Source organism: Ferruginibacter sp. (assembly GCF_031391665.1).
Taxonomy (GTDB): Bacteria; Bacteroidota; Bacteroidia; order Chitinophagales; family Chitinophagaceae; genus Ferruginibacter.
In genome coordinates, this window is record NZ_JANMUN010000188.1 from 1 (window position 1) to 18,716 (window position 18,716).

General features: G+C 36.1%; 17 protein-coding genes. 8 read left to right on the forward strand and 9 right to left on the reverse strand.

All coding sequences use genetic code 11. The features are described 5' to 3' along the window. From ACY651_RS14075 to ACY651_RS14095, 5 genes are all read left to right on the forward strand, one after another. The coding region (locus tag ACY651_RS14075; protein ID WP_462253823.1) for a RagB/SusD family nutrient uptake outer membrane protein at positions 1-1,294 on the forward strand (1,294 nt) is incomplete at its 5' end. A 27-nt stretch (positions 1,295-1,321) separates the two neighbouring features. Then, complete coding sequence (locus tag ACY651_RS14080; RefSeq protein ID WP_462253825.1) at positions 1,322-3,391, forward strand: hypothetical protein; 2,070 nt, start codon at positions 1,322-1,324, stop codon at positions 3,389-3,391. 18 nt (positions 3,392-3,409) lie between these two features. Next, positions 3,410-4,306 carry a PKD domain-containing protein gene (locus tag ACY651_RS14085; RefSeq protein WP_462253827.1) on the forward strand — a complete coding sequence of 299 codons (897 nt, stop codon included), beginning with the start codon at positions 3,410-3,412 and terminating at the stop codon, positions 4,304-4,306. Positions 4,307-4,313: 7 nt separating this feature from the next. Then, the gene (locus ACY651_RS14090) at positions 4,314-5,363 is read left to right on the forward strand and encodes a family 16 glycosylhydrolase (RefSeq protein ID WP_462253829.1); all 1,050 of its coding nucleotides are present in this window, start codon (positions 4,314-4,316) and stop codon (positions 5,361-5,363) included. 19 nt (positions 5,364-5,382) lie between these two features. Further along, positions 5,383-6,285 (forward strand): glycoside hydrolase family 16 protein, encoded by a 903-nt coding sequence (locus ACY651_RS14095; RefSeq protein ID WP_462253831.1) that lies wholly within the window; start codon positions 5,383-5,385, stop codon positions 6,283-6,285. A 91-nt stretch (positions 6,286-6,376) separates the two neighbouring features. Here ACY651_RS14095 and ACY651_RS14100 read toward each other — a convergent pair whose 3' ends face one another. Beyond that, positions 6,377-7,357, reverse strand: coding sequence for a hypothetical protein (locus ACY651_RS14100; protein WP_462253833.1), 981 nt, complete (start codon positions 7,355-7,357; stop codon positions 6,377-6,379). A gap of 396 nt (positions 7,358-7,753) precedes the next feature. Between ACY651_RS14100 and ACY651_RS14105 the strand changes: the two genes are divergently transcribed. Further along, positions 7,754-8,737 carry a DUF5777 family beta-barrel protein gene (locus ACY651_RS14105; protein WP_462253835.1) on the forward strand — a complete coding sequence of 328 codons (984 nt, stop codon included), beginning with the start codon at positions 7,754-7,756 and terminating at the stop codon, positions 8,735-8,737. Between the two features lie 79 nt (positions 8,738-8,816). On the opposite strand, the gene ACY651_RS14110 is transcribed toward ACY651_RS14105, so the two are convergent. Further along, the gene (locus tag ACY651_RS14110) at positions 8,817-10,184 is read right to left on the reverse strand and encodes a porin family protein (protein WP_462253837.1); all 1,368 of its coding nucleotides are present in this window, start codon (positions 10,182-10,184) and stop codon (positions 8,817-8,819) included. Beyond that, positions 10,177-10,686: an RNA polymerase sigma factor gene (locus tag ACY651_RS14115; RefSeq protein ID WP_462253839.1), complete on the reverse strand. Its 510-nt coding sequence runs from the start codon at positions 10,684-10,686 to the stop codon at positions 10,177-10,179. The genes ACY651_RS14110 and ACY651_RS14115 overlap by 8 nt, the downstream gene beginning before the upstream one ends. 432 nt (positions 10,687-11,118) lie before the next feature. Here ACY651_RS14115 and ACY651_RS14120 point away from each other — a divergent pair, with 432 nt between their 5' ends. Then, entirely contained in the window at positions 11,119-11,835 is a 717-nt protein-coding gene (locus ACY651_RS14120; protein WP_462253841.1) for a murein L,D-transpeptidase catalytic domain family protein, read from the forward strand. Positions 11,836-11,919: 84 nt separating this feature from the next. Here ACY651_RS14120 and ACY651_RS14125 read toward each other — a convergent pair whose 3' ends face one another. Both ACY651_RS14125 and rpoN read right to left on the reverse strand, forming a co-directional pair. Continuing rightward, complete coding sequence (locus ACY651_RS14125; protein ID WP_462253843.1) at positions 11,920-12,579, reverse strand: hypothetical protein; 660 nt, start codon at positions 12,577-12,579, stop codon at positions 11,920-11,922. 40 nt (positions 12,580-12,619) lie between these two features. Then, positions 12,620-14,104 (reverse strand): RNA polymerase factor sigma-54, encoded by a 1,485-nt coding sequence (gene rpoN, locus ACY651_RS14130; protein ID WP_462253845.1) that lies wholly within the window; start codon positions 14,102-14,104, stop codon positions 12,620-12,622. A 211-nt stretch (positions 14,105-14,315) separates the two neighbouring features. Here rpoN and ACY651_RS14135 point away from each other — a divergent pair, with 211 nt between their 5' ends. After that, positions 14,316-14,711 carry a hypothetical protein gene (locus ACY651_RS14135; protein ID WP_462253847.1) on the forward strand — a complete coding sequence of 132 codons (396 nt, stop codon included), beginning with the start codon at positions 14,316-14,318 and terminating at the stop codon, positions 14,709-14,711. 5 nt (positions 14,712-14,716) lie between these two features. On the opposite strand, the gene ACY651_RS14140 is transcribed toward ACY651_RS14135, so the two are convergent. The 4 genes from ACY651_RS14140 to ACY651_RS14155 all read right to left on the reverse strand — a co-directional run bounded on the left by ACY651_RS14140 (position 14,717) and on the right by ACY651_RS14155 (position 18,709). Beyond that, on the reverse strand, positions 14,717-15,418 hold the full coding sequence (locus ACY651_RS14140; protein ID WP_462253849.1) for a DUF1444 domain-containing protein: 702 nt from the start codon (positions 15,416-15,418) through the stop codon (positions 14,717-14,719). Between the two features lie 10 nt (positions 15,419-15,428). Further along, positions 15,429-16,646 carry a DegT/DnrJ/EryC1/StrS family aminotransferase gene (locus ACY651_RS14145; RefSeq protein ID WP_462253851.1) on the reverse strand — a complete coding sequence of 406 codons (1,218 nt, stop codon included), beginning with the start codon at positions 16,644-16,646 and terminating at the stop codon, positions 15,429-15,431. Positions 16,647-17,050: 404 nt separating this feature from the next. Beyond that, positions 17,051-18,247: a glycoside hydrolase family 10 protein gene (locus tag ACY651_RS14150; RefSeq protein ID WP_462253853.1), complete on the reverse strand. Its 1,197-nt coding sequence runs from the start codon at positions 18,245-18,247 to the stop codon at positions 17,051-17,053. A 9-nt stretch (positions 18,248-18,256) separates the two neighbouring features. After that, a complete protein-coding gene (locus ACY651_RS14155) occupies positions 18,257-18,709 on the reverse strand; it encodes a MarR family winged helix-turn-helix transcriptional regulator (RefSeq protein ID WP_462253855.1) in 453 nt (150 codons plus the stop codon). Positions 18,710-18,716: the final 7 nt, after the last annotated feature.

Genomic DNA, 18,716 nt, shown 5'->3' on the forward strand with positions numbered 1-18,716 from the left:
AGTGAGTGGCGGTGAAAATGCATCCGATGTATTATCACTTCAGCAAATTGATGACTATACACATACGCCGGTTAATTCAGCCTTAACCGAAATATGGCAATCGTCTTACGAAGGAATTAACCGTGCTAATTATATGACACAATACAAAGCTGCAAATCTTGCAGGTAAAACTGTTGATTTTGCAGGAAAAGAAGCATTGTATGGTGAAGTATATTTCATTCGGGCATACTACTATTTTACATTGGTAAGAATGTTTGGCGATGTGCCATTGTTTGTTGAAAAACGTTTAAGTCTTAACGAAAGTAAAAGTCTGCAACGCACTGCAAAAGCAGAAGTGTACAAACAAATAGAAACTGATCTCAACGCTGCCATTGCTGTATTACCTGCTGTTCAGCAACAAAAAGGAAGAATAACCAAGTATGCAGCACAAGCATTGTTAGGTAAAGTATTGTTGTATCAAAATAAATTTGATGCTGCAGCAACTGTCCTGGAAAGTGTAATCACTGCCAATGCATTTACACTGCCATCAAATTTTGGTGCTACATTTTTAGCAGCCGGTGAAAATGGTCCTGAATCTATTTTTGAAATTCAGTATTCCAATACTTCTCCTTATTATAATTGGGGTGGTGTTACAAGAGGTCAGGGAAATCATTCGGTGCAGCAATGTGGCATCAGGGGTTTAAATGGTTCGGGGGCTATGCCTTATGCAGCGGGTTGGAGTACAAATTTACCTACAGTAAATTTAGCCAATGCTTACACAGCTGGCGATATTAGAAAAGCAGTAACTGTTTTAGATATTGAAGCTTATAAAAATGCTAACCCCTCTTTTAATATTACTTACCAGGTAGCGCCTTTTAAAAATACTGGTTTATATAATCAAAAATATTTACCCCGCAAAGGCGAAACATCAGGCCAGGTAGAACTTAATTATTTAAATAATTTCAGAACTATTCGTTACGCAGAAGTTTTGTTAATGGCTGCTGAAGCTAACAACAGGGCTACTGCACCTAATGATACCAAAGCACAGCTTTATTTAAACAGGGTACGCCGCCGTGCATTTGCAGTTAACGATGCCAGTAAGGATATTACATCAACCGGCACTACATTAAGGCAAGCTATTTGGGATGAGAGAAGATTAGAACTTGCTATGGAAGGTGACCGCTTTTTTGATTTGGTTAGAACCGGGCAGGCTGTAACAAAAATTACAGGCTTTGTTGCTGGCAAGCATGAATTATTTCCTATTCCTCAAAGAGAAATTGATATTTCGGGCTTAAAACAAAACCCCGGTTATTAATTACTAACTAATAAAAAATTAACGATTATGAAAGTATTAAAATATTTTTTTAGCATAGCTTTTTTACTGGCTGTTGCAATAAGTTGTAAAAAAGAATTGAATGAGGATATATCTTTTTTAGATAGTGATACTGCACCGGCTAAATTATCCGCTCTGTTCGATATTACACAAGATAATACCGGCCTTGTAACTATTACGCCTAATGGCGAAGGCCTTGCCTTTTACGAAATTTATTATGGTGATGCTGCCACAACACCGGCAAAAGTTTTACCAGGAAAAAATACACAGCATGTGTATGCTGAAGGTATTTACAATGTAAAAATTGTTGGCCACAGTATTACAGGAAAAATTACAGAAACAACAAAACAATTAACGGTATCATTCCGGGCACCTGAAAATTTAGATTTTACCATTACTATTGACCCCAACAATAATTATAAAGTAACCGTAACTGCAAAGGCACTTTACGAAACCTTCTTCAGGGTATATTTTGGTGATGTGCCTAATGAAGTACCGGTATCTTTTTTAGAAGGAGATATTGTAAGCCATACTTACGCAGCTGTAGGAACTTATAATATTAGAGTAGTAGCGTTAAGTGGCGGCGCAGCAACCACACAATTAATAAAGCCAGTAACTATTGTTGATCCCGTTTTATTACCAATAACTTTTGAATCTCCTACTGTAAATTATGCTTTTACCGATTTTGGCGGTGGTGCAGTTACTAAAATTAACAACACACAAATAAATGGAATTAATACCAGCGCCAAGGTTGGTAAGATGGTAAAAAATGCACCAGAAGTATGGGGAGGAAGTTTTATAGCATTAGGCACACCAATTGATTTTACTGTAAACAGGGTTTTTAGAATGAAAGTTTTTTCTCCACGTATTGGCGCTAAAGTTTTATTAAAAGTAGAAAATTTAAACAACGGGGGAATAAGTTTTGAAAAAGAGACAACCACTACATTTGCTAATGCGTGGGAGGATTTAATTTTTGATTACAGTGCAGTTAATACTGCTAACTCTTATCAAAAAATTGTTTTAATATTTGATTTAGGCACAGCGGGAGATGGCTCTGCAAATTTCACTTTCCTTTTTGATGACATCAGGCTTACCAATCAGCTTCCTACAAGCTTATTAACCTTGCCTGTAACTTTCGATAACCCATTAGTAAACTATGCTGTTACCGATTTTGGCGGCAATGTAACATTAAACGATGTTGACCCGGGTAATGCTGCAAATAAAGTAAAGAAAACTACCAAAACAAGTGGTGCACAAACATGGGCGGGTACAACTATTGGCGCAGGCTTTACATCTAAAATTCCGTTTACTGCAACTACAACTCAAATGAGTGTTAGAGTATATTCTCCAGCCGCAGGTATTCGTGTAAGGTTAAAAGTAGAAGACAGAACCAATAACACCAGGTCGGTAGAGACAGAAGCAATGACGCAGGCTGCAAATACATGGGAAACATTAGTGTTTGATTTTGCCAATCAATCTGCCGGTACTGCAGGTATGAATCTTGCTTATAATTACGATATGGCATCTATATTCTTCGATTTTGGAAATGCCGGTACCGGAAGGGTTTTTTACTGGGATGATGTTAGTTTTTTACCGGTTAATGTAACACCTAACTATTTAGCGCTGCCACTCGATTTTCAATCTGCAACCATTGCTTACAATTTTGTAAACTTTGATGGAGGTAATGCCACAGTTATAAATAATCCATTTGCTGCAGGAATTAATACCAGTACCAAAGTTGGTAAAATGGTTAAAAGTGCCGGACAGGTTTGGGGTGGTAGTTTGATAGCATTAGTTAATCCAATTAATTTCTCTGTAAAAAAGACTTTTAAAATGAAAGTATATTCTCCAAGAATTGGAGCCAAAGTGTTGTTGAAAGTAGAGGGTCCTAATGGTGCTGCATTTGAAAAGGAAGTAGCTACTACTACTGCCAATACCTGGGAAGAATTAACTTTTGATTACAGTACCATCAACACAGGCCTTTCCTATCAAAATATTGTATTGATTTTTGATTTGGGTACAATGGGTGATGGCTCTGCAAATTTTACCTTTTACTTCGACGATATTTCTCTTAACTAATTATAAAAAAATAATATCATGATCACTAAAATAAAATCACTCATCATTATGTTTCTTGCAACAGGCATTTTTTTTACAGCCTGTAAGAAAACAGAATATAAATTCGGAGAATTAAAAGCTCCAACTAACCTTACATTAACTACTGCAATTGCAGGTGTAGATGCAAGCAACCCCAATGGAAACGGAACAGGTACAGTAATAATTACTTCAACCGCCGATAAAGCATTAACATATAACATAGATTTTGGCGATGGCAAAACGCTGCTAGTACCATCGGGTGTTATTACTTATAAATACACCAACCCCGGAACTTATGATTATACAATTAATGTGAATGCTGTAGGTACGGGAGGCATTATATCTACTGTAAGTAAAAAAATAAAAGTATTTGTTGCTTTTGAAATACCGGCAGCAATTTTACAGGCATTAACTAACGGCTCATCTAAAGTTTGGGTAACAGATAAAGATGCAGTAGGCCATTTTGGTGTTGGCCCCAACGATCAGTTTGCTCCAATATGGTATGCAGCAACACCTAACTCAAGAGAAGCTTGTGCGTACGATGATGAGATCACTTTTTCAAAAGATGCCAGTAACAATGTGTTTATGGCCGTTAATAACAAGGGTGATAATTTTTCAATAGGTGCCTCATCCGGGTTTTATGGTTTTAGCGGTGGCGATGGTTGCTATGCCGTTAACACAGGCGGCAATAAAAAATTAGCTTTTATGGATGCTACAACTGCATCTACAAGTGCTAACTCTACAAGGATACAATTTACTGTACCGGGTAACGGCATAATAAATTTTGGAACAGGCGGAACTACTTATGAAATTTTGTCGATTTCGGCCACAGGTATTAACTTACGTAACATAGGTGCAGATGGCAATTCCTGGTATCAAAAACTAAAAAATAAATAACAGTAAAATGAGATACATTAACAGATCAATACTGCTGGCAATTATGTCAATAGCTTTTATGGGTGGCAGTTGCAAAAAAGGCAGCGACAATAAACCGGCACAAACAGCACCATCTAATTTAATGGTTACTGCAGTACCCAGTACAGATGGCAGCGGTATGGTAGCATTTACAGCTACTGCAACTAATGCTGTTTCGTACGATTATGAATTTGGAAACGGAGTTGTTGCAACAATTATATCTGGTGTTACAAATTATAAATATACGCTTGCAGGTACTAATACTTATACAGTTATAGTTACAGCAAAAAGCAGCTCAGGATTAACTGTCAGTAAAACTATTAGTGTAACCGTAAATGTGGTTATTGGTCCACTGGCGCTTGTATGGTCGGAAGAATTTAATGTAGATGGTGCACCAGGCAGTACAAAATGGGGATACGATTTAGGTGCAGGTGGTTGGGGTAATAATGAATTACAGTATTATACCAGCAGACCGGAGAATGCAGTAATATTAAATGGTGTACTAAAAATTACGGCTATTAAAGAATCTTACAGCGGCAGTGCTTATACATCGGCCAGGCTATTAACAAAAGATAAATTTTCTTTTAAATATGGTAAAGTAGAAGTAAGGGCAAAAATACCTGCAGGTGGCGGTACGTGGCCGGCAATATGGATGCTGGGCAGCAATATTAATACTGTAAGCTGGCCAGGTTGCGGCGAAATTGATATTATGGAGCATGTAGGGAACAGCTTGAATAAAATTTATGCCACGCTGCATCACCCCGGTCACTCAGGTGGTAATGGAGATGGCAGTACTGTTATGATTCCTGATGCTACCACAGCATTTCATAATTATATTATGGAATGGTCGGCAACAACTATTAAATTTTATGTAGATACACAATTATTTTACACATTTAATAACAATGCCACTTTACCATTTAATCAAAACTTTTTTTTAATACTGAACGTGGCAATGGGTGGTAATTTTGGTGGGGTAATTGATCCTGCAGTTACCAGCGCAACAATGGAAGTGGACTATGTAAGGGTTTATCAATAACGAATCATTTAATATTTTTATGAATAAATTTAGAAACTTAGTTTCTTGTATCATTCTTATAGCTGTAAGCGTAATCATTCTGGTTAAATGTAAAACCGCCAAGGCAGATGTACCGGCAACGGCTAGCCCAAATGGAGCAACAATTTTTTTTGATGATTTTTCTGCCTCCGGTTTAGACAATACAAAATGGAATGTTGAAACTACAGGTATGCATTTTAATAACGAACTGCAGGCTTATGTGGATTCAACCGTTGCTATATCATTTATAAAAGGAGATGCGGAAGGAGCAGTAAATGGTGCATTGGTTTTACAGCCACAATTTGCACCGGGTTTTGTAACAAAAGATGGACAAAAATTTGATTTTATTTCGGGCAGGATAAATACAAGAACTAAAGTTGAATTTACTTATGGTACTGTTGCGGCAAGAATTAAATTAACAGCAGGGGCAGGGCTTTGGCCGGCATGGTGGATGTTAGGTACAGGCAACTGGCCCGAAACAGGAGAAGTAGATATTATGGAAAACATAGGTGAAAAAGATTGGGCTAATGCAGCAGTGCATGGTAAAGGATATAGCGGCGACGCAGGCTTAGTAAACCGATTATATTTCCCTGAAAAAAACGATGTAACCAGCTGGCATGTTTACGCTTTAGAGTGGACACCCGATAGCATGGTATTTAAATACGACGATGTGCCGATGTTTCGTGTTACAAAACCAATGGCTCAATTTTTTGGCGAATGGGCTTTTAATACACCTAAATTCCTCCTTTTAAATTTTGCAGTTGGTGGTGTATATCCATTTAAAATTAATGGAGTAAAGGAACCTTACTATGGCTTACCGGATGCTACTTTAAAATCAATAAAAAATAAAGAAAGTAAAATGCTGGTGGATTGGGTGAGGGTAACAAAAAACAGCAACAATTAAAAGATAAAAATTTTACTAAAACAAACGGCCCGGATTTAAAATCCGGGCCGTTGCCATTTTCTTTAGATATTAAATTATCAGTGTTTTTATATTAGCTGAATAAACCACCTTTCTTTAATTCACGTACACCTTCTCCAATTAAAAAGCCATTTTGATAAATCATTATCTTGTAGCTTCCCTGTTGAAAGTTTGCACCCGGAGCAAAAGCGAATTCAACATTTTTCCTTTTAGCGGTTTCAATTTCTACCGGTAATTTAGCTGTATAACTTTTAGCACCATCTTCACGGGTTGTAAAAGTTTCAGTTCCTGTAGCAACTGGTTGGCCATCCGGGCCTATAACTACTACATAAACCTCAGTAGCTCCCGGTTGTGCAATACGGTTAGTAACATCAAAGCTTACTAAAAGTTTATCTACACGCTTTGCAGTGCTTGATACTTTTTCTTTACCATTTCTTTTAATGTTTACCGGAGTAATAACAATGTTAGAAGCGTTTAATGTAGATGCTACATCAACTTTCTTTTCTAATTCTTCTTTAACAACTGTAGTTGCAACCAGGTCCTGAGTAACTTTCTCTTTCTCCTGAGTTAAAACAACTTTGTCGTTAGTTAATGTTTGATTTTCTCCTGTAAGTCTGGCAACATCTGCTTCTAAAACAGAAATTTTATCATTTAAAGAACCGATAAGTTTTTTAGCTCTTGCCAATTCACCAGCCGTTGCATTTTTCTTATTTAAAATGCTGCGTATTTCTGCTTTTACTTTTGTAATTTCAGAATTCTTGTCAGTTAACTGGCTGTTTAAACCTGTGTTTGCAGAAGTCATTGAATCAAGCCTGGCAAGTGATGCATCAAAGCTCACCTGGATGTCGCTTTTTTCGTCAGTAACTTTTGCAATTGTTGTTTGTTGTTGCTGAATAGTTTCTGAATTTTTGTTTTTGTCGTAAACCATGTAACCACCAAGGCCTAAAACTGCTGCTGCTAATACACCTATAACAGCGTTTTTTGCAGTATTGGTTTTACGGGTTGTTACAACCTGTGTTTCCTGTGAAGGAGTTGGAAAATTTGTTGTGCTCATGATAATAGATTTTATGATTAAAAAATTTGATAAACTAATTTAGATAACAGTATTTTTTTGGTACCTGCTGCCATAGTTTCCAAAACCGTGCCATAATTTTTTTATTTTAAAAAAAATAGGTAAAAATTAATTGCGTTTGCAGGCCATAAATCATTGATTTTATATAGAATAGGAGGGTTAAAAAATTTTTTTCTTTGTATGGAAAAAGGTATTTTATGATGTTAATGAATTACTAAAGGAACTGTTAAGCAGTTAAAAGAATTAATTTTTTCAGGAATATTTTAAACTTAACATTCAAAAAATTACATTTATTATACTGCATAAATTTATTCCTTTATTGCAACGGCAACCAATTGGCTTTACCTTACGATATTATCTTAAACCTAAAATTATTGTATGAGAAAATTATGTTTATTACTTTTTGTTTGTATTGGAAGCAGCGCTTTTGCACAGGAAGATACTGCAGTAACAAAATTAATGGCTTCAATGGATGAGCCAAAGACTAAGACAAAGGCAGCAACACCTGTATTCTATTCTCAAAAATTAATTAATGCAAATACTGTAGAAGTTTTGCGTAAAGGTATTTTAGAATTTAAAGTGGTTCATAATTTTGGAGATATAGCCGGAGATAACGGTGGTGCTAAATCTTTTTATGGCTTAGATAATGCAACAGATGTAAAAATTGCTTTTCAGGCCGGGCTGAGCGATAAACTAAATGTTTTTTTATCAAGAACAAGGGGCGGCGGAAATTTATCGCAGTTAATTGAAATGGGAATAAAGTACCAGTTTTTAAAACAGATAGAGAATGATCCTGCTCATCCGTTATCAGTAACCTTATTTGCCAACAATGTAATATCAGCAATGAGAGCAGATACAGACACCAGTATAGGCCAGCTAAAAGTAAAAGAAAATCATTTTACAAAATTTTCCGACAGGATGAGCCAGGTAGTGCAATTAATGATAGCAAGAAAATTTGGTAAACTCAGTTTGCAATTAAGTCCAACTTACGTACACACCAACTATGTAGTGCTTAACGACCAGAAAAGTTTATTTGCACTAGGTGGCGGGGTAAGGGTACCACTAAGTAAAAAATTTATTTTAATTGCTGATTATTTTCATGCCTTTCGCTCTAAAGAATCGGAAGCTGCATTGGCAGCACAGTATGCCAACTATTACGACGCCAAACGATACGATGCTTTTGGTATTGGCTTCGAGATTTTAACACCAGGGCATATGTTTCACCTGAACTTTACCAACACTACTAATATTTTGGAAAACAGGTTTATTCCACGTACTTATACAAGTTGGGGCAAAGGGCAGTACCGGTGGGGCTTTACTATTGCAAGAGAATTTGTTTTGTTCCGGGATAAGAAAAAATAGAATGTGTTTTGCGATGCTTTATAATAAAAAGGGTTCTCTAAATTTAGATAACCCTTTTTATTAACCTGCTTTTTATAATTTACTTTTTCTTTTTTGCAAATGGTTTTACTGCTGCTGTAACTAACAGGCCGGCACTGTTAAGTTTTACCTTACCGGCACCGATACCATTTATGGGGATTTTTAAAAATGGCTCAGCTAAAAACGAAAATCGATGATTTAATTTATACTGGTATCCGCCAGAAAGTGTAAGTACAGAAAAATAATTTTCATTTTCGTTTTTGTATGTACGCTGATAACTCCATACTTGTCCGTTTGCGCTTTTATACAGGTAATCGTATGTTTCTTTTTTCATTAAATAAGAGGAAAAGCCCATACCGCCATACCAGTTATGATTTTTTACCTGCTTAAAATTATACTGCAGCGTAAGCGGTATTTCATAAACATTGCAATCAGCATTTATTTTTTGCAACCAGGGATTTACAGTTGTTCCCGCTGCAAATTTATACTGACCCGGAGCGGCGGAATATATTTTTTTAGAAACTAAAAAACCTGAACGCAGTGTAAAGCGCTTAGATAAAGTATAATTTAAACCTGCTCCATAAAAAGGCTTAAGCTTTCCGGAATTATTTATATGTATATAACTTAATTCTTCACCCGCAGATAAAGTAACAGTAAACTTATCAGCAAATTTTTTATTATTATTTTTCTTTTCTTTTACAGCAGCAGCAACTGGTTCTTTTTTTTCTGCTGCTATTTTTTCTTTTTCAACATTTCCATTTTCCGTTTTTTCGGCGACAGAATCTGTTTTTATTATAGTTATTTTTAAATCCGGCTCATTTGTATTTACAGTTTCGGGAGTACTAACCATATTTTCGTTATCACTGTTTTGTACAATGGTATTTTTTTCAGTAGATAAATCAGTTTCGTTATCGGAAACTGTTGCAGGCTTTTTTATTTTTAATGCAAAGCCGCCTTTTTTGCTGTAAATTAATTTTGCAGTACTACCAGTTGTATTTTTATTATTTGCAAGCGTAAGTTTTTTTGTGCCCGGTAAAATATTTTCTGTATTAATATTATTTGCAGTAGCTAATGCTGGTGTAACATTTTGAGTTGATGATGGAGTTTTGCCTGATGTTTCAGCAGTTATTTTATCAGTATTATTATCAGGCGATGATGTAAAATCTTTTGCAGCAGCAACAGATTTTGCGTCTTGCTGGTTAGTTGAAACTGTTACAGTTTTCTTTCCTGCATTATTAACAGAAAAAATTACAGCACTACCCAGCAATAAAAAAAACAGTATGAAGAAAATATATTTTTTTCTGTCTTTCTTTTGTGGCAAATGTTTATCCAGCAACACCTCCATCTTACCCCATGCTTTATCATCATAAGGCGGATGATGCTGGTTTGCGGCATCCCTTATCAGGTTATCAATTTCTTCGTCAGGCATTTTTGGCAATTAAGGTTTTATTTTGGTGGTACAATATCTTTTGTAATTGTTTTCTTGCTTTAGCAAGATTTGATTTTGATGTGCCTACTGAAATGTCCAGGTGTTTGGAAATTTCATCATGGCTAAATCCTTCTACAATAAAAAGATTAAGCACAGTGCGGTAAGCCGGCGACAGATCCTGTATAAACCGTATTATTTCATCATGCGAAATTTTATCAACAGCAGTTTCTGATTCAATCGGCAAATGCACAACTGCGGAATCCAGTTCTATTACATTCTGATGCTTATTATTTTTTCTAAAATGATCAATGGCAGTATATACCATAATTTTTCTCAACCAACCTTTAAAAGAGCTTATCACATCGCTGTAAGCAGGTTTAAAATGGTGTATCTCCTTAAAAATTTTAATAAACCCGTCGTTTAGTATTTCAGAAGCATCTTCATCCCTGCTGGTATAGCGGTCGCATACAGACATAGCGTAGCCATAGAAAGAGTTATACAATTTTTTCTGGCTCTCTCTGTCGTTAAGGGCACAGCCCCTGATTTGTAGGTTTAATTCGTCGGCGGTTAACAAAAACTAAGCTTTAAAACTTTTAATATTAATCGTAAAAAAATGCAGTAAGGTTGCTACCAGTAAAAGATAATACTTTTTGCGCTGCGGCACAAGTGTTTATGTAAAATTTAAAATCGACTTTAAAATATTAAGTGGTGTTTTTATCTGAATAATACTTTTTTAAAATAAACACTACTTATTGAGATAAATACCCTTTTTTATCTAACGATTTTTTGTAAACACACCAAGTACATTTACGCTGTTAAATATTCTAAAAAATTAAATTTATTTGCTTTGATTTATCTGCACAATAAAACCGTTGTTTAAAACGATTTATATGTACGATTTTATATCGCCGTATCCAAACTGAAAACTATAAGAATGAAATTAATCCGTAACGCATTAATGCTGCCTGCATTGCTGCTGATGGCAAATGCCACTTCTCCTCTTACTGAAAATAAACTAACAATTAAACTGCCTTTGGTTGAGGTGCCGGTTACATCATCCACAGCAAATTGTTATGCAGAATGGAATTTAACAGCTGCAGGTTTATCTTACGAGGTATTTAACGATGCAGTAAAAGGGTATAAATATTTACTCGGCAAAAAATTATTAAATAACAGTAACGTACTTACAATAGTAGATTACAGCAAACCCTCTTCTCAAAAAAGATTGTATGTGCTGGATATGAACAGCGGAGAAGTTTTGTTTAATTCAGTAGTAGCACACGGAAGAAACTCGGGACTGGAATATGCCAATAATTTTTCAAATGCAGAAGCATCTCATAAAACAAGTTTAGGGTTTTTTATTACCGGCAATACATACAATGGTGGTAATGGTTATTCTTTAAAATTAAATGGCTGCGAAAAAGGCATTAACGATAAGGCGCTGGAAAGAGCAATAGTAATGCATGGTGCAGCTTATGCCGATGAAAAATTTATACAGTATAATGGTTACCTGGGCAGAAGTTACGGTTGCCCTGCAGTGCCACAAAAAATAAATAAAAAAATAATTGATGCAATAAAAAATGGCAGTTGTATGTTTTTATATCACCCAACAAAAAAATATATCGCTGCATCAAAAATACTAAACAGTTAGGCTTTTTTCAATCTACAGTTAAAGTTTCAATTGTTAGGCACAACAGGAGAAAGATACCTCACCGCATGGTGGGGCATTCTTTTTTTACAGAATAAATATTGCAGCAGCAAGCTGGCAAACAATGCCAAAAAATAATCCCCAGTAAATTTCTTTTTGTGTATGATTGCTTACAATTAAACGGCTGGTACAAACCAGGCCTGTAACTAATAAAGCAATGCATAAAGGCCATGTCATTAACATGGTATTGTAAGTCATTATTATTAAAAACAAACCCAGCAAGCCACCCATGCCCATGGCATGCATGCTTATTTTAAAATAAATGTTACTGAGTAAGCCCACTACTGTGGTAAGAAAAACCCCCGTCATAAATGAAGGTAGTATAAGCGCAAGCTGAGGATCCATTTTAAAAAATACCCACGCTGCCCAAAAATAAAAAATCATACTGGAGAGGTAAGGTCCAATCCTGTCTTGCGGCGTAACTAAAAAAATTGATTTAATAAACCCTAAGCCCTTCATCAATAAAACTGCAAATGCCGGAAAAAAAACAGTGTTTAAAACGGTAGTTAATAATACCCTGTATTTTTCATAAGGTGTAAAGCCGGCAAAATAAGACGGATGAAAAAAAACTAAAAAACTTATGGCATACAACGGAATAAAAAGCGGATGAAAAATGTATGAAAAAAAATGTGCCAGTACTTTTAGTATACCAGGCTGCGATTCTTTTATTGTTATTTCTTTATTCATATGCTTTCTTTCTCCTCCCCTTGGGGGAGGCTGGGAGGGGCTATAAAACTTTTCTTAAACGGGCCACCGGTATATTCAGTTGCTCCCTGTATTTGGCAACTGTACGGCGTGCAATATTGTATCCTTTTTCCTGTAATAATTCTGTAAGGCGTTCATCACTCAGCGGGTGCTTTTTACTTTCCTCCTCAATAAAATCGCTCAGTATTTTTTTTACCTCTCTTGTACTTACTTCTTCGCCGCTGTCGGTTTGTAAACTTTCGCTAAAGAAAAATTTAAGCCGGTAGGTACCAAATTCTGTTTGTACAAATTTACTGTTGGCCACACGGCTTACGGTAGAAATGTCGAGGTTGGTAGCTTCGGCAATATATTTTAAAATCATCGGCCGCAGTTCTGTTTCATCGCCGGTAACAAAAAAATCATGCTGATAATTCATTATGGCTTCCATGGTATTCAGCAAAGTATTTTGCCGCTGTTTAATAGCATCAATAAACCATTTGGCGGCATCAATTTTTTGTTTAATAAAAAGTACCGCTTCTTTTTGGCGCTTATCTTTTTTGCTGCCACGGTCGTAATCTTTCAGCATATCCCGGTAGCCTTCACTAATTCTAAGGTCGGGAGCATTTTTACTGTTAAGCGTTAATTCTAATTTGCCGGCATTGTTGAAAATAAAAAAATCGGGTATCACATAGCTTTCTCCTTTGTTGGTGTCACCAATATTACCCGCCGGTTTAGGATTTAATTTTACTATCTGTTTAATAACTTCCCTCAGTTGCTCATCGCTAAGGGTTAAGCCACGCTGTATTTTTTCGTAATGTTTTTTTGTAAACTCATCAAAGTATTTATCTAATACTTTCATCGCTATTTCTACCGCTTTGCCTTCATCTAATTTTCTTTCTAACTGCAGCAGCAAGCATTCCTGCAGGTTTCTTGCACAAATGCCGGGGGGGTCAAACTGCTGTATCTGCAATACCAATTGCCCTATCTCTTCTTCTGTAGTGTTAACATTTTGCCTGAAAGCCAAATCATCTACAATAGAAGAAATATCTCTCCGCAAATAACCATCATCATCTAAGTTGCCAATAATTTGTTCGGCAATTTTTTGCTGATGATCGTCTAAGTTGAGTTGTCCCAGCTGCTCCAGCATCAGTTCGTTAAAACCTACTTCCACCCGGTGCGGAATAACTTTGCCATCATCAATCTCCGGATAATTTTCATCACGTAGTTTATAATCTCCTACCTCATCATCACCATCATTTACATATTCGCTGATGTCTAAATTATCATAATCGTCTGAACTGCCATCTGCCTCAAAATCATCTTCAGTATCTTTAAACTCGTCGTTGGCCTCATCATATTCATCTTTATGATCTTCCTCTGCTTGTTCCAACGCCGGGTTTTCCTCCATTTCTTCTTTAATCCGCTCTTCTAAAATGGCAGTAGGTACCTGCAGCAATTTCATTAACTGAATTTGCTGAGGCGATAATTTCTGTAATTGTTTTTGGTATAATCCCTGACTTAATGCCATAACCCCTATCTCCGCCAGCTGCCGGAGGATTTATTATGTTTTATTGTTAAAAATTTTGTTATCAGCATTGAGAGCTTTATTTGGCTTCATTGGCGTCGCACTCTTCAACAGTAAATCTTTACTGAACTTTTATCTAAGCGAAAACTTTAACGCACAAATGACCGTATCTCTTGTTATAAAATGTAAATTTACCCACAAACTTACTTGTAATATGAACGCAAAAGCTAAATTTTTATTTTTTTGCATGATTTTTGTGGGAACTGGCGTTTTTGCCCAAAAAAATGGTATAAATAATGTAACAGAAAAAAGCAGGGTTGCTATTTCCCGATTGGATCCGCCCAGTTTTTACAATTTGTATTCAGTAAAAAAAGACAATAAATTTTATTTAGGCTCCCCGGCATTTAAAACTACCAACGAAAACAAACCCATTATTTCCGCCACACCAATTATCAGCAGCAATTTTTACACTCAAAACTTTGGTTTTTTCTGTAAAAAAGAATTACAGTTGGAAAAAATAACAAAGATCCCTTTTAAGTTCAGGTTAGGAAGTGTGCAGCAATGCGATTGGATGGAAGGGAAGGCGAATGCCGGAATAAAATCGTTTTAATATTTTCAGTCAATAATTTTTTCAACCACGGTCCAAATATCTCCTTCTACTTTATATAAATACTTCGACATTTGCCTGTGGTAAGTATAATACTGATCTGTTACTAATTTTCTAATTTCATCTATAGCAACTAAATTGTCTTTTGTTGTAAAAAGAACCATATCTCTTGCAGGTATAGATACATAGAGTGCACTTGCAAGCTGTTCCTGTAAATTCAACCAGATATCTTCAAATAAAATTAACGAAGCTTCATAATTACCGCCACACACAATCATATTAATACCACTTTCCGACGAACGGATTTCGGGTACCCTTTCATGTTCAGAAAAATAAGTGAGGTTTTCTTTTGCTATCAGGTGTATATTATCTAATCGTAAACTTGCAGTAAAATCGGAGGGCATTACTTGTACAAACATAGTGTCCAAATCAAATCCATAAAACAAAAAGCAATCAGGTAAAATCTTTTTACAGATTATTTCCATTTTTTTATCTTCACTATCTCCCTCAACTTTAAAGTAAGATGTGGCAATTATTGGGTTATCATCCTCAATTTTAAAAACATCACCAGGCTTTGCATCTCCATCACCCGAAAATTTTAAATAAGGAAATATGGTAGATGTTTTTTTCTCCGGCAATTGCGATTCTACCGAAGATGGTTTGGGCTTATTTTTATCATTGCCACCAAATAAATCTTTTAAAAAACTCATTACTGTATTTTTAAGCAGTTACGGAATGTTTTTTTAAAACACTTTTAATTACCGCCACCATTTTTTCTCCCTTCTCTTTTATCTGTTCATCACTCCATACCAAACTAATAGCAGTGGAAACACAACGGCTCATTACTGCGTCGCTTGCAGCAAAATCTTTATTGGCATGATGCATTACTTTTTGTTTTAGCTCGGGGCTTAATGCATTTAAGGTAATAGAATTTTTTAAATGATCCCATTTGCGAATGTAATGCCAGTTATTATCGAACCAGTAAAAATTACCGGCTAAAATATTTTGTGCTTTTAATTCAGCCACAACTGCTTTTGTAATTTCGGCAGTAGGTAAAAACCAGCTTACAAAAGAGCCACTGTCGCCAGCTTCATCAGGCACACGGCGAAAACTTATTTCGGGCACTGCGGCTAAAATGTTTTTTAATGCTGCGTTATTTTTTTTCTGTATCGTTAAAAATTCATCCAATCTTTTTATTTGTGCCAAACCAACTGCAGCATGCAGTTCACTTATCCTGAAATTATATCCTATAAACGGGTGCAGATCGGCACCACGGTCAGCACCTTTATGATCGTGCCCATGATCGCTGTAACCATCGCTGCTTACAAAAATATCTTCCCTGTTAGTCATTATCACACCACCTTCGGCACAGGTAATTGTTTTTACAAAATCAAAACTAAATGTACCGGCATCACCAATAGTACCCAGCATTTTTCCTTTGTATGTGCCGCCAATAGCCTGGCAGGCATCTTCCAATAAAATTAAATTATGTTCTTTGCATATTGCCTGCAATGCATCCATATCGGCCATACTACCGCACATGTGTACTGGCATTACGCATTTTGTTTTTGATGTAATAGCAGCTTTCACTGCATCAGGAGCAAGCGTAAGTGTATCATCCACATCTACCAAAACCGGTACAGCACCTACACTTATGATCGCTTCAAAACTTGCAACAAAAGTAAAAGAAGGACAAATTACTTCGTCGCCATAGCCAATGCCTAAAGCACTTAATGCTGTAGTTAGTGCAGCTGTGCCACTGCTTACTAATTGTGCATGTTTGCATCCGAAAGTGTTACAAACTTCCTGCTCCAATTCTTTTGCTTTCCAAATTCCTTTGCGTGGGCCATCAAAACCATAGCGCATTAAAATTCCTGTTTGTAACACATCATTTACGTGTTTGCGTTCTGCATCGCTCCAAAGTTCAAAACCGGGCATAAAAAAATAATTGATAATTAAAAATGAATAATTAATAATGCCTTTGAGGACAGAACTTAATTATAAAACAAAGGTAAAGAATAGCAAAGGGAAATAATAAAACTTTACCGGTAAAAAATCTGGTGATTCTGCCATGGATATTCAGGACCCCGGAATATTGTAGCCTTTAAACAGAGTGATAATAATATTATAAATGTAAATAAAGCAACTGCATTTTGGGCTTCTTTCCTTTTTTTATATGCTATAATTAAAAAGATGCAAAGCATTACAAGGAAAGCGGCTGCAGATATACCAAGATAAAAAACATCTCCTAAACCATGACCAAATACTATTTTACTACTAAAACCAAACAGGTTAAATAATGCAAATAAAATAAAAAGTAAAATATTCAGGTTTTTCAATGTTTATTGTATTGAAGGTGTTTTTACCGGTACAGAAAAATAATTTAACCGCAAACTATCGCTCCAGCCATTAGGGTTTTTATCAAAACTTTTACTGCTGAAAAATATCATGCCCTGAATGTTGGGGGTACTGCGTAAGGCTTCTATTTGCCGGGGCAGCTGGGTTACATCTTTCCAGTAAACATTACTGCCGGCTTTGTAAATACCCAGGCCTATGTAACAGTTTTTGCCATAAGTATGTGTGCTCCACCAATCGAGTATAATTTTATAAGGTGCATTTTTTTGCTCAAACTCCCAATAAATTTGTGGCGCCACATAATCTATCCAGCCATTTTTTAACCATAATAAAATATCAGCATACAAATCATCGTAATTGGTTTGGCCGGCTCTTGTATTACTGCCGTTTACAGGGTCTTTATCAATATTGCGCCACACACCAAAAGGCGAAATACCAAACTGGCATTTTACATTTTCTTTTTTTATTACCCTGTAAAGCATTACAATTATTGAGTCCACATTGCTTCTTCTCCAATCATCTTTACTAAGTCCGTTGCCATACAATTTATATTTTTCGTTATCAGGAAATTCCTGCCCGGCAATGCGGTAAGGATAAAAATAATCATCAAAATGTATAGCATCTACATTGTAACGGCTTACCACATCTTTTACAATATTGGTTACATATTGCTGTACCTGTTTATTGCCGGGGTCGAAATATTTTTTATCGCCGTAAGTTAAAAACCAATCGGGGTGCAGCCTGGTAATATGTGTTGCAGCAATGGATGAGGTATTAATATTAAACTCGGCCCTGTACGGATTCATCCATGCATGAAACTCCATGCCACGTTTGTGCGTTTCGGTAAGCATAAATGCTAAAGGATCGTAATAAGGCATCGGCGGCTGTCCCTGTTTACCGGTAAGCCATTCGCTCCAGGGTTCGTACTGCGAGGGATAAAAAGCATCGGTAGCCGGACGTATTTGCACCACCATCGCATTCATGCCATTGGCTTTGTGCCCGTCTAATATTTTTATAAATTCTGCTTTTTGAGCATCTGAATTTAAGTTTTTGTTTGATGGCCAGTCTATATTATCAACCGAAGCAATCCATACGCCACGAAACTCGGGTTTGATTTGTGCGGATGCGGCAATAGGCAATAGACAATAGGTAATAAGCAAAACAAAAAGGGAAGAAAATTTCATGAATAATAATTATTTTGGTTCACGGATCTTATCTAATAATTTATTTAATGTTTTGGCATCGGTTTCAGATAAATTACTGAGTACAGCATCCATTTCATCCTGGCTTTCATCTAATTTAGCCAGCAGCTTTTTACCTTTATCAGTTATAGAAACATCTACCAAACGTTTATCGCTTTTGCAAATAACTTTCTTTGCCAATTCTTTTAAAATTAGCCTGTCCACAATGCGGCTGGTGTCGCTCATTTTATCGAGCATGCGCTGCCGTATTTGCAATGTAGAAAGCGGCTGGCCGGCACCACGTAAAATACGCAGTATGTTAAACTGCTGCGACGTAAGCCCATGTTTTTCAAAAAGACCTTTCATTTGTTCACTCATCCAGTTAAAAGTATAAATGAGATTAATGCTGGCCTTCTGGTATTCGTTCCTGAATTTTGATTGGTTAATATCTTCTTCTATACCCATAATAAAA